This is a genomic window from Spirillospora sp. NPDC046719 (assembly GCF_040645715.1).
Taxonomy (GTDB): domain Bacteria; phylum Actinomycetota; class Actinomycetes; order Streptosporangiales; family Streptosporangiaceae; genus Spirillospora.
This window is the reverse complement of the sequence record NZ_JBEYYT010000308.1, coordinates 1-11,562: the sequence shown is the minus strand read 5'-3', so window position 1 is coordinate 11,562 and position 11,562 is coordinate 1. Positions and strand designations below refer to the sequence as shown.

Below are 11,562 nucleotides of genomic sequence, written 5' to 3'. Positions count from 1 at the left end.
ACGACCGGCCGCTCCCGGCGTTCGCGGTGCTGGCCGCCACCGCGGTCCTGGCCGTCGCGGTGACGTCGGCGGTGCTCCGGCTGACGCGCGGGATCGGGCCCGCCGCGATCCCGGCCGGGCTGCCGGCGGCCGCGGTCTGGCTCGTCGCGCTCGCCGCCTGGGCGCCCGGACCCGTCAAGGGCCCGGTGCCCGCCGCCGTCGACGCGGTGCTGCACTCCGGCGCGCGCATCCTCACCACCGCGCCGCACGCCCCGGCGACCGTGGACCTGCTGGCGTTCCCGGTGGCGGCGGTCTGGCTGGCCGGCGCGATCGCGACGGTGCTGCGCCGCGACGGCCGCGTCCTGCCGGCGCTGCTGCCCGGCGCGGTGGTCCTGTGCGGTGCCGCGGCGCTCAACCCCCGAGCGGGCGGGCCGGGCTACTGGTCGGCCGCCCTGGCCGCCGTCGCCGCGGCCGTGCTGCTGCTGACCGCTCCGCAGGCGCGTCCGGACACCGCCAGCGCCGGGCTCGCCGTACCGCTGCCCGGCATGGAACCCGCGGCCGGGAAGCGCCGGTGGCGCGCGCGCATCGGTGCCGTGGCCGCCGCCGCGGCGTGCGTGGTGGCGCTGCCCGGCGCCGTCTACGCGGCCGCCGCGTCCGGGGCGCTGGACGGCTGGCCCGCACGGGCGGAGGACCCGCGCAAGGCCGCCGCCCCGGAGACGCCGGTCGAGCTCCGCAATCCGCTCTCCTACCTGTCGTCCTGGTCCGCCCAGCCCGACGCGCCCCTGATGCAGGTGAAGGGTCCGCGGACGACCCTGCGATGGGTCGCGCTCGGCGAGTTCACCGGACCGGTCTGGCTGCCCGACAGCACGTACCGTCCCGGCGGGTCCGTCCTGCCGCCCGCGGCGGGCACGCCCCCGAAGACGGTGCGGACCACGGTCCGCGTCTCGGTCAGCGGCCTGCCCGGCCAGTGGGTGCCGGTCCCCGGCACCGCCACCCGCGTGAACGGCATCGGCGTCGGCGCCGACGAGGAGTCCGGCACGCTGCTGTCCTCGGACGGCCCGGTCGCCGGGCGGACGTACTCGGCGACCGGCGACGTCCCCGACTGGAGCGGCCGGCAGGCGGACCACGCGTCCGCGGCCTCCGGCTCCGGGTACGACCGCTACCTCCGGCTGCCGCCCGGCGCGCCGCCGAAGCTGGCCGACATCGCCCTCGCCGCCGCCGGGGACGGCACCGCGTACCAGCGCGCGTCCCGCCTCGCCGAGTACCTGCGCAAGTCCTACAGCTTCCAGCCGGGAGCCCCGAGCGGGCACGGCTACAAGGAGCTCTCCCGGCTGCTGGTGGCACCGGGCAAGAAGGGCGGCGGCGCGACGTCCGAGCAGTTCGCCAGCGCGTTCGCCGTGCTCGCGCGGGAGGCCGGGCTCCCGAGCCGGGTGGTCGTCGGGTTCGGGCCGGGCAGCGGCGGCGACGACCGGGTGGTCCGCACCGGCGACGCGGTGGCCTGGGGCGAGATCCGCTTCGAGGGCCTGGGCTGGGTGCCGTTCGACCCGAACCCGCGCACGCGCTCGCAGGCGGCCACGAAGCCGCGCTCCGTCGCTCAGGCGGAAGGCGCCCAGGCCCACCCGAGCACGGCCCCCAGCCAGGACGCCGCCGGCGACGGCGCGGGCCGCCACGGACGGTCGCGGTCGGGCGGCGCGGGCGGGACGCTCCTGCTCGTCCTACCCGGGATCCTGCTGGTCGCCCTGCTGGCCGTGCTGCTGGGCGTCCCGTCGCTGCGGGCGATCCGGTTCCGGCGGCTGCGCCGGGGCCCGGCGTCCGGCCGGATCCTGGCGGCGTGGACCGAGCTGCTGGTGGCGATGCGCATCGCGGGCCTGACCGTGCCCGCGTCCGCCACCGCTCCCGAGATGTCGGAGCGGCTTGCCCGGGAACTGCCGAACGCCGACCCGGCGCGGCTGCGCAGGATGGCCGGGCTGGTGGACGCCGCCGGTTTCGGCGGGGCGGTCACCCCGGACGACGCGGCCTTCGCGGTCGCGGAGGTCCGCTCCCTGGCCGCCGGGCTGCGGCGCTCCCGGCCGCTCCCGCGCCGCCTCACCTGGTGGTGGGACCCGCGCGCACCGCTCTGGGCGGCTCAGCCCTCGCGCTTGCCGCGGTGAGTGCAGATCGGCTGGGCGTAGGCGACCCGGTCGACGTCCACGACGGCGACGACCGTCAGGCAGTACTCCACGCTCGGGTTCAGGGCGGCGACCACGACCTTCGTGGCTCCCTGCTTGGTGTTGGCCAGGGTCGAGGGCCGCTGCCCCGCCGGGCCGCCGACCACGTAGTACGCGGCCTTGCCGCCGCTGGCGTCCTTCCAGCTGACCTCGATCGAGATCCGGCTGTCGACGATGCGCACCCCGGTCGGCTTGTACTGCTCGGCCGGCCGCACCGCCGTGGGCTTGGACGACGGGGCCTGGGACGCGGCGCCAGAGGACGTGGGAGCCGGAGACTTGGCCCCCGAAGACGTGGGGGCGGGTGAATCGGGCGAGGACTCGGGGGACGTGGCCGCCTCCGGGCGCCCCTTCTCCTTCCCCGGCCCGACCGCCAGCACGGCCGCGGCCATCAGCCCTGCGACGAGCACGAACACCGCCCCGGCCATCAGCACGATCCTGCCGCGGCCACGCGAGCCCGCCGGCGCCGCCGCTCCCTGCGCCGGGACGGGCGCGGGCGGTACCGGCGGCGGCCCGCCCTGCCATCCAGGCCCCGGCGGCATGGCCGCATAGTGGTCGGCTTCCGGCTGAGGGCCGGCGTAGTGGTCGGGCTCCGGCGCCGTCTCCTTCCACATCCAGTCGGTGCCACCCTGCGGCTCGGCACGGGTCTCCGCCGGACCGGGGGAGTAGCTCTCCGCCGGGCCCGGGGAGTAGTTCTCGGCCGGGCCCGGGGAGTAGTTCTCGGCCGGGCTCGGGGAGTAAGGCTCGGCGGGGCCGGAGGAGTAAGGCTCGGCGGGGCCGGAGGAGTAAGGCTCGGCGACGGTCTCGGCCGGGTCGGGCGAGAACGGCTCGGCGCGGGTCTCGGCCGGCACGAAGGGGAGCGGCTCGGCGCGGGTCTCGGCGACGTCCCGGTGGTCGTGCTCGTGCTCGTACTCGTGCTCGTACTCGGGCAGCGCTTCCTGCTCGCGGCTCTCCGGCGGGCCCTGCTCACCGGCGACGAGGACGTCCTGGAAGCCCTCGTCCTCCTCGCGTTCTTCGTGCTCTTCGTGCTCCTCGTATTCTCCGTGCTCCTCGTCGTCCGAAGCGTCCTCGTCGTCCTCGTACTCGTATTCGTGCTGGGCGTCGTCTTCCGGCGCCTCGTACTCCGGCAGGTCGTCCGGGTCGTCCTCGTCGGCGTCGTGGACGGGAGGCGGTTCCTCGGCGGGCGGGGCCTGCGGCTGGGGCTGGGCGGCCACGGGCGGAGCGGGGACGGGCTCGGCGTGCGTCGGCGCGGGGGTGGCCCACGCGGCCGGCGGCGGCTCGTAGATGAGTTCGCGCCGGGGAGGAGGCGGCGGTTCAGACGGGCGCCTCTGCGGAGGCGCCGGCGGAGCGCCCGTCCCGGAGAGCAGGTCCAGCAGCTGCGCCATGGTCAGCGGCCCGGTGTCCGCCATGACCCGCGGGTCGAAGACGTCGCCGCGCTCGCTGAAGACGGAGTGGGCGAGCACGGCGAACCCGCTCGCCGCCAACCCGTTGGCGAGGACCGCCACCCCCGCGTCGGGGAGGTCCTCGTCGAAGTCCGGGCCGAACATGAACGTGGCCGGAGCGGCGACCCTGCCGCTCTGGGACAGCTCCCGCAGCGCGGTCGCGGACGCGACGTCGAACACCGCCGGGAACCGGCCGGTGTTCCGCAGCTTCCGCGCGAGGTCCGGATGCCCCGCCACGATGACGTTGGGCGCAGTTGCCATCACAGTTTCCTCAGTGCTCCCGCGATCTCGGCGTCCGTACGTGAGGGGGCCAGGCGGACGGCCTCCGGCTGGACGGCCTCCGGGCGGCCGGTCTCCGGCTGCGGGGGCCGCACCTCGACCCGCTCGGGCGTGCCCTCCAGGACCGGGAGGCCGGCCGTGGCGGCCCGCAGGCCCGCGACGGCGACGCGGTCGACGTCGCCCAGCATGATGTCGTAGGCGATGTCCCGCACGGCCCCGGCGCCGAACGACGCGTCGATCAGCCCGCCGATGGCCTCGCGGAGCACCTGCCGGTAGGACTCGAACCGGACGGAGCCGACGACCGCCGGATTCCACGTCAGCTCGTCGCGCAGGTGGATGAGCAGCCCGCCGGTCACCGGGTCGAGCCGGTCCAGATCGATCTCCGCGACGACGTCGCCCCGGGCCGCGGGGGTCCCGTCGCCGATGGCCAGGCGGACCGGCACCGGGAACGCGACGCCGCCGGCCGACATGCCCGGCTCGCTCGCGACGTGCCCTGGCGCGGGCGGCGTCTCGAAGCGGCCGAGCCCGGACAGCAGGCGGAAGGCCGCCAGGTCGTGGGCGCTGTTGAGGGCCAGCGCGGTGGCGCGGGTCAGCGTCTCGAGCTCGCCGGGCCTGCGGGCCAGGTAGCCGCTGAAGGCGTAGGCGACGAGCCGCCGCCGTACCGGGGAGCGCAGGAAGACGCGCAGCCGGACCCCCGACGTCGGGATCTTGAACTCGGCGTCGGTGTCGGCGGCGCCCGTCCGGGCGTGCCCTCCGCCGACCGTCCCGGCGAGCCTGCCGACGAGGTCCAGGCCCGCCCCGTCCCGCCCGTCCGTGACCGCCAGGACGTACAGGTCGCCCTCCAGCTCGACGATCAGCTCGTCGCCGAGGACCGCCGAGAACGCGCGCGCCGCCTCGGCCAGCTCGCGCAGCGTCGCGCGGGGCATCCGGGGCCGCAGCACGTTGCTCCGGGTCACCGTCGTCGTGCCGACGGTGTTCTCGACCTGCTCGACCTCCCGCTCGGCCTGCCGCGCGGTGTAGTCGCGCAGGCTGAAGGCGACCACCTCGTCGTCCGTCCGCACGGCGCAGGTGGCCTTCAGCGCCCGCTTGGCGCTCAGCGGGTAGGGCGTCCGGTCCCGGGCGTACCGGGTGGCGTCCACGAACAGCGGGACATCGTCGCCGACCGTCCGCCGGAGGTAGAACTCTTCTTTGATCCGCGAGGTGGGAGTCACGGTGCCCTTCCGCGTCCGGCCGCCTGCCAGGTGATCGGGTCGGCGGCGAGGTTCTGTGGTCCGGTCGGCGCTCCGGCCGGGTGCGGCACCGGCCGCCCGGACCGGCCGCCGCACGTCAGGCCCACAGACGGACCGTCCGGCGGGCGGCCTTCGCCGCAACCCCGGACGGCCTCCTCACCACACGATCGACGAATCGTCGTCATCGTCGCCCGTCCCGGAGGCCGCGGGTGCCGAGACGGCACCGGCGTCCGCCGATCCGTCGGCCGCTCGCCTGTCGGCCGCCGTTCTGGCCGTCACTCGCTGGTCGGCCGCTCGTTCGTCGGTCGCCGTTCTGGCGGTCGCTCGCTCGTCGGCCGCTCGTTCGTCGGCCGACGTGTCGTCGCCCGGCCGGGTGTCGCTCGGCCGGGTGTCGCTCGACCGGGCGTCGTTCGACCAGGTGTCGGTCGGCCGGGGCGGCGGGTCGTCGCTCGGCCGGGTGTCGGTCGGCCGGGTGTCGGTCGGCGAGGCGTCCGGCGGCGGGTCGTGGGGCGGAAGGGCGGCCGGTGCCGGGCCGGCCGGCGGCGGCGCGTACGGCGGCGGTGAGTCCTTCTGGCGGATCATCGCTTCGACCGCCTCCTTGCCGCGGACGATGGCCTCCCGGTCCTTGCGCTTCCACCAGGGGGTCAGCCACATTTCGACAGGCCGCGCGGTGCCGGCCACGACGACGGCGCGGCCGAAGCGCATGGTCCGCAGTTCCTCGGGGGTCAGGATCTGCTTCCCCTCGTGCTTGCCCACGAGGTCGGAGAGGTCGGAGATGTCCTTGATCGTTCCGGCGCCGCCCGAGATGATCTTCATGGTGGCGTTGTCCAGCAGGGCCGCGGTGCGGTCCGCGCCCCACTTGGCGCGGGCCTCCGCCAGTGACGTCAGGTAGACGTGCACGGAGATGGAGTACCCACCGGACTCGCCCATGTAGGTCGGCAGGCCGCCCGACACGAAGACGTCGGCGACCTGGTTGAGTTCGAAGGTCAGCGGCGGGTCGAGGCGACCCGTCGGGTTCTTCATCGCCACACCGCGCGCCGACCGGAAGTACTGTTCGAGGATCGTGGTGACGACCGGGGCGATGCCGCCCCAGTCGGGCTGCCTCTTCGCGACGAAGTACAGGGTGTTCCGGCCCTTGAGGAACTTGGCGAAGTCGAACTCCTCCCCAGGTTCCGGCGAGCAGTCCTCCAGGACGAGGGGATGCGAGAAGGCATGCATGACCTGCATCACCCCGGACCACAGGCGCTCGTCCCGCATGTTGAACTCCAGCTGCCCCGTGTACCCCGGGGCGGTCCGGCCCTCCTGTTCGCCCTGCCGCAGGATCTCGAGCGCCTCCTCCCCGTTCGCCTCGTAGATCCAGCGCATCACCTCCCGGAAGTTGACCCTGCCGATCGCGCCGGCGTGCAGCAGGCACCGGATGATGGTGATGACACCGCTGAGCACGATGCCGCCTTCCCGCCCGATCGAGAAGCCGCTCGCCTCCACGAGCGTGCCGGACCGGACCGCGCACACGTTCGGGTCCTCGCACCCCTGCAGCGGTGACCAGCGCATGCGGTTCGGCCATCCGGTCCAGTTCCACGGGTCGAACACATAGACCTCGCCGTACTGCGCCCGGATCATGGCGGTGTTGACGAACGTCTCCCGCCGGCTGGAGGTGACGATGACGGGGCCCGGGGCGTCGATGGTGAACGGCGTGACGAAGTGCACGTCCTTGCCCTGTCGCGGCGCGGAGATGATGATCGCCATGTCCTCGATGGACGCGTACAGCTTGCGCCGGGACCGGATGTCCCGCCCGAGGTAGAAGCCGACCTCCTCGGGCTTGATCTTCCGGACGTTCTGGCCGTGCGTCGACGGGCGGGCCTGCCAGGCCTTGTTCTGCACGGTCCGGGCGCTCAGCAGCTTGCGGACCTCCCAGCCGGAGGCGTACCCGAGGCGGAACCGGCGGACCGTCCTGCGGCGCCGGAAGTTGAGGAACAGCCGTACCGCAAAGTAGGTCCCCACCGCCGCCACCGTGAGGAACACGGCGAGCAAGGAGAAGAAGACCGGTCCGGACCCGAGAGCCGCCGCGGCGGCGGGCGGCCACGCGCTCCGCGGGTCGCTCGGATGGGTCACGAACCTGAAGGCGATGCGCAGGCAGTCCGTGGGGTCGGAGTCCGGCCACCCGCCGCCCGCGATGACACCGGACAGCTGCCCCGCCAGCCAGGTCAGGAAACTGCCCGCTCCGCCCAGCAGCGCGACCAGCAGACCGATGCCGAAGAAGAGCGTGTACACGTCATCGTCGTCATTACCGGCCACAGAACCTCCTCGATCGTTGGGTCCGGATGTGCCTGTTCTCGGGCCGCGGCGAACGCCGGATCCGCCGCGCGCCGACCGGCCGTGCCCTCGTCATGCGGTGCCCTCCCGCCGCTCAGGTGGTTCCCACGGCCGACACGCGCCACGGGGCGTCCGGTCCGTCGCGGCGCAGGGTGACGAACGCGGTGGCGTGGACGGGGGTGCCCTTCCACCCGTCTCGGCCGGTGGGCGTGACGTCGATCCGCCACTGCCGGTGCGCCAGCTTGGGCGTGTCGGCGGGGACGTCACCCAAGGGGGTCTGCCGGGTGAGGCGAACCTTGGCGTAGGCACGGTGGCGGCTCCATAGCCCGGGCATGCTGCCGCCGCCTTGGCCATCGATGACGGCCTTGTAGACGCTGTCCAGGAGGGGGGTCGCCCGCTGGTAGGCGTCCTGCTGGCCGTGGTCGATGGCCGAGTCGACGGTCCACATCAGGGTGAGCGCCGCCTTGGACACCGCGGTGGCGTCGCTCTGGTCGAGCCGGGAGAGGTCGGGCAGGCCGCGGGGCATCCTCGGGGACGAGGTCGGGGACGCGGGCGCGGGCGAGGAGATCGCGGCGGTGGGGGAGGCGCTGGTGGCCTCTGGTGCGGCCCGGTGCCCCACGCCGCACGCGCTCACGGCGCAGGCGAGCGCGGTGAGGAGAGCGACGCGCGGGGGGCGGCCGGGGGCGGCCATGGGCACCTCCTGAAGTTCGTGCGCAAGGCGTGCTGCGGGGGTCAGGCGTTGAACTTGTCGCCCGCCAGCACGGAGATGTGGACGTGGTCGTAGTGGTTGGCCGTCAGCCCGCCGCGGTCCTCCATCTGCCGCCAGCCCTCCTTGGCCCGGGCGGGGTTCCAGATGTGCTGGCGGTAGATGATGTAGTCGATCCCGAGGCGTTTGGCGTTGGCCTTGGCCCAGTTGGCGATGTCGTAGCCGAGCTTGACCTCGTCGGGTTTGGGCGACCCGGAGCTGATCATGAAGTCGCAGGCGCGGCCGAGGGGGTGCTCGCCGCCGCCGGCGATGCCGCCGTCGGCGCGGTAGCAGCCGATACCGCGGGGCACCTTGAACTTGGTCTTGATCTGGTCCCGTACACAGGCCATCCGCTTCGTGATGTGGCCCGCGACGAATCCCGCGGCGTCGTGGCAGACCGATCCGGGCGCATAGCTGCCGCCCGCGCCGAACCCGCCGCCGCAGGAGACCTGGGAGGGGTTCCCGGGAGTGAGGGAGAAGTTCTTGTCGTAGCGTTTGGCCCACGACAGCACCAGATTCACATAGTCGTTGGAGTGGTTGTAGGCGAAGATCGCTTTTCTGACCTGTGCGGGTGCGCCGTTGTGGTGCAAGTAGTTGGCCGCGGTGAAGATCGCATCCGACGGGTCGTAGCGGTCCTTTTTGCCATCGGGCTTGCCATCGGGGTTGCCATCCGGACCGAAGGTGGGTCCGTCGATCGCTACGGTGTACGGGGTTACGGATTCCCAGGTGCTTTGCAGAAACTGCATCGGGCCGCCCGCGCCGGCGTAGTTCTCCCCTGACTTGACGCCCGGAAGATCGGATTGGCCGTGGTCGGTCTCGACCTTCCCGATTCCGGCGAGCAGGGACCAGGGAATTCCGCCGAACCTCTTGTCCGCCGCTGCGGCTTTATAGAGCTTGAAATAGGGCGTGGGGATGCTGTTCGCGGCGTCGGCGCGGGTCAGGGCGACGTTCTGCACGGTCTTGCCGCCGGACGGCAGGGAAGCGGGGCGCACGGTGTACGCGGCGGGATAAGCGCTCGGGCCCGTCGTCTTGGGGCTCGGCTTCGGCGCGTTGCTCAGTTGCTCCGGGCCCGGGCCGTCCGCCGGTGCGCATGCGGCCTGGAAAGGTGAAAGGAGTTTCTGGCTGGCCACGGTCACGACGGCGACGAACATCACCACGATGAGCAATACGCCCAGGCAGCCTGAATAGGCTATGAGGTTCACCAGGCTGTACTTCCTCATCGGGAACTATCCTTCGGGCAGTCGATGACGTGGGCGAGGGCGGCGGTGACGTCGCCGTCCGTCCCGGACGGCGGAGCGCGGACCCTCGCCGTCGGCCCGCTCTCCGGGCATGTGCCACCTCCCTGCGCCACCGACCAAGACAGTGCGCCCACCGACCAAGACAGTGTGGTCATCGGGCGGATACGCAAGGTGCCTCCGGCGGCCTCGCCCCGGGGATCGCCCCTGACCGGCCGGTAGAGTGACCGAGCCGTCACGCAGCGTCGAAATCCGCAGAGACGGGTGTATCCCGAGGTTGAAGTTGGCGGCGAACCACGGACGGTCGAACCCGTACGCGCAAAGTCGCTTGTGACTTCACTCCGGAGGAGGCCATGGGAATGCCGCCATCACCGAGCGGCGCCCAGGCGTACGAGGGGATCGGCAGCGAGGCCCCACCGGCGATGCCGGGCACGCAACCGCAGACGTACGGGCAGCAGCCGGCGCCGCCCCAGGGGTACGGGCAGGAGACGGCGCCGCCCCAGGGGTACGGGCAGGAGACGGCGCCAACGCAGGCATACGCCCGGCAGGCGGCGCCACCGCAGGGATACGGGCAGCAGGCGCCACCGCAGGGGTACGCGCAGCAGGCGGCGCCGCAGGGGTACGCGCAGCAGGCGGCGGCGCCCGGCCAAGGCTTCGTCGCGCAGGCGGTCATACCCGCGGATCGAGCGCCTTCGCCGCAGAGCGCTCTCGGGCTGGTCACCTACAGCGGCCAAGGCCCGGACGTCTGGCTCTCCTCCTGCCATGGCGGAGCCGGCACGTCCACGCTGGCGGCTCTCCTCACCAACAGCGCGAGCGCGGGACGCTACTGGCCGGTCCCCGCACCGCCCGGGCACTCCCGGGTGCTGCTGGTCGCGCGCAGCCACGCGGCGGGGCTGCTGGCTGCCCAGGGCGCGGTGGCCCAGTGGGCCTCGGGCGTGCTCCCGGGCGTGCAGCTCCTCGGCCTGGTGGTGATCGCCGACGCCCCCGGGAAGCGCCCGAAGCCGCTGTCCGACCTCGTCCGCCTGATCGCCGGCGGTGTCCCCCGGCTCTGGGAGCTGCCCTGGGTGGAGGCGTTCCGCCTCGGCGATCCGCCGGACAAGATGAAACCGCCCTCGGCCTACGCACGCATGATCCATGAGGTGAACGGTTTGATCGCAGGGTGAGGGAACGGTCGGCCCGGCGGCCCGAGCCGGTGCCGACCGCTGTGCCGCGGACCTCCCGCCGGCACGTACTCGGCCGTCTCCGCCCGCTCGGCGGCGCCCCTCGCGGGGACGGTCCACGTCGGCGTCGAATTTTTCGCCGGATATATGCCCGCCGGGGGTTGCCGATCGCCCCGGCTCGCGGACCGTCCTGAACGTAGAGCAGAACGGTGCTCGGGAGGTGTTCGTCTCGCCGGATCGGTGTTGACCGGCGCGACCCCCTTCTGGGAGGGGGTCATCACTCATGCAATCGGCGGACGCAACCCGGTCACACCGGTCCTGCCTTCCGGCCTCTGTGCTCCGGGGGCCCCTCGCAACTGGGCGGATCGCCGCCCTCCTACGCATGGTCGATCGAAGGTTCGGTCGCCTCATCTCGGAGGACGCACATGCTTAATGCGATGACCACGTGGACGGTCGCCCTGGTCCACCACGTGACCAGCTTGATTCTGGCGGCACCGGGCATCCCGGATCCTGGCCAGGGCGAGGAGCCGCCCTTCGCGGGGCCGTTCGTGACGGTCCTCAAGTGGGGGGTGTACTTCGCCCTCGGGGCCGGGGTGGCGGGGTTCGTGATCATCGGCGGCAGGATGGCGATCCAGCACAAGCGAGGCGAGGGAGGGAATCACATGAGCAGCCTGATCATCGTGGGATTCGGCTGCATCGTCATCGTGAGCGCGACCGCGATCGTCACCGGACTCGTGGGAACGACCTGATGGAGCTTCGGCAGGCCTTCCCGGAACGGGGAAGGCGCTGCCGCAAGCGAGTCCCGCGGCCCCGGCGTGCGAACGTCCCGCTCCCGACCCGCGCTTCGGCGGCGCCTCGCGGGATCCGGGGAGCGGTCGGCCCGTTGGAACGATCCCAAACGGCTGGCGGGGCCTTCTGCGACCCGGCATGCCGCACCGTGCGCGGCCCTCACACCGTGCCCGCGCCGGCCGGCCGC

Annotated in this window: 8 protein-coding genes; 3 read left to right on the top strand and 5 right to left on the bottom strand. The window is 73.4% G+C overall.

Annotated elements, in window-relative coordinates; translation table 11 throughout:
- Positions 1–2,129 (top strand): transglutaminase TgpA family protein (locus tag ABZ914_RS36180; protein ID WP_500198811.1); only part of this gene is annotated, 2,129 nt, incomplete at its 5' end.
- Here ABZ914_RS36180 and ABZ914_RS36175 read toward each other — a convergent pair.
- The 5 genes from ABZ914_RS36175 to ABZ914_RS36155 all read right to left on the bottom strand — a co-directional run bounded on the left by ABZ914_RS36175 (position 2,105) and on the right by ABZ914_RS36155 (position 9,411).
- Positions 2,105–3,886, bottom strand: coding sequence for a hypothetical protein (locus ABZ914_RS36175; protein ID WP_500198809.1), 1,782 nt, complete (start codon positions 3,884–3,886; stop codon positions 2,105–2,107). The genes ABZ914_RS36180 and ABZ914_RS36175 overlap by 25 nt on opposite strands.
- Positions 3,886–5,115 carry a hypothetical protein gene (locus tag ABZ914_RS36170; RefSeq protein ID WP_500198807.1) on the bottom strand — a complete coding sequence of 410 codons (1,230 nt, stop codon included), beginning with the start codon at positions 5,113–5,115 and terminating at the stop codon, positions 3,886–3,888. Before ABZ914_RS36170 ends, ABZ914_RS36175 begins: the two co-directional genes overlap by 1 nt.
- A 174-nt stretch (positions 5,116–5,289) precedes the next feature.
- Complete coding sequence (locus tag ABZ914_RS36165) at positions 5,290–7,428, bottom strand: type IV secretory system conjugative DNA transfer family protein (protein ID WP_500198806.1); 2,139 nt, start codon at positions 7,426–7,428, stop codon at positions 5,290–5,292.
- Positions 7,429–7,540: 112 nt separating this feature from the next.
- The gene (locus ABZ914_RS36160; protein ID WP_500198804.1) at positions 7,541–8,137 is read right to left on the bottom strand and encodes a hypothetical protein; all 597 of its coding nucleotides are present in this window, start codon (positions 8,135–8,137) and stop codon (positions 7,541–7,543) included.
- Positions 8,138–8,178: 41 nt separating this feature from the next.
- Positions 8,179–9,411, bottom strand: coding sequence for a lytic transglycosylase domain-containing protein (locus ABZ914_RS36155; RefSeq protein ID WP_500198802.1), 1,233 nt, complete (start codon positions 9,409–9,411; stop codon positions 8,179–8,181).
- A 374-nt stretch (positions 9,412–9,785) separates the two neighbouring features.
- Between ABZ914_RS36155 and ABZ914_RS36150 the strand changes: the two genes are divergently transcribed.
- Positions 9,786–10,589, top strand: a complete 804-nt coding sequence (locus ABZ914_RS36150) for a DUF6668 family protein (RefSeq protein ID WP_500198800.1) — start codon at positions 9,786–9,788, stop codon at positions 10,587–10,589.
- Positions 10,590–11,023: 434 nt separating this feature from the next.
- The gene (locus ABZ914_RS36145; RefSeq protein ID WP_500198798.1) at positions 11,024–11,335 is read left to right on the top strand and encodes a hypothetical protein; all 312 of its coding nucleotides are present in this window, start codon (positions 11,024–11,026) and stop codon (positions 11,333–11,335) included.
- Positions 11,336–11,562: the final 227 nt, after the last annotated feature.

What these genes read in the sequence shown, in the direction of transcription:
- ABZ914_RS36175 (WP_500198809.1), bottom strand. Translation starts at nt 3,886, where the DNA reads ATGGCAACTGCGCCCAACGTCATCGTGGCGGGGCATCCGGACCTCGCG.
- ABZ914_RS36155 (WP_500198802.1), bottom strand. Translation starts at nt 9,411, where the DNA reads ATGAGGAAGTACAGCCTGGTGAACCTCATAGCCTATTCAGGCTGCCTG.
- ABZ914_RS36160 (WP_500198804.1), bottom strand. Translation starts at nt 8,137, where the DNA reads ATGGCCGCCCCCGGCCGCCCCCCGCGCGTCGCTCTCCTCACCGCGCTC.
- ABZ914_RS36145 (WP_500198798.1), top strand. Translation starts at nt 11,024, where the DNA reads ATGACCACGTGGACGGTCGCCCTGGTCCACCACGTGACCAGCTTGATT.
- ABZ914_RS36150 (WP_500198800.1), top strand. Translation starts at nt 9,786, where the DNA reads ATGCCGCCATCACCGAGCGGCGCCCAGGCGTACGAGGGGATCGGCAGC.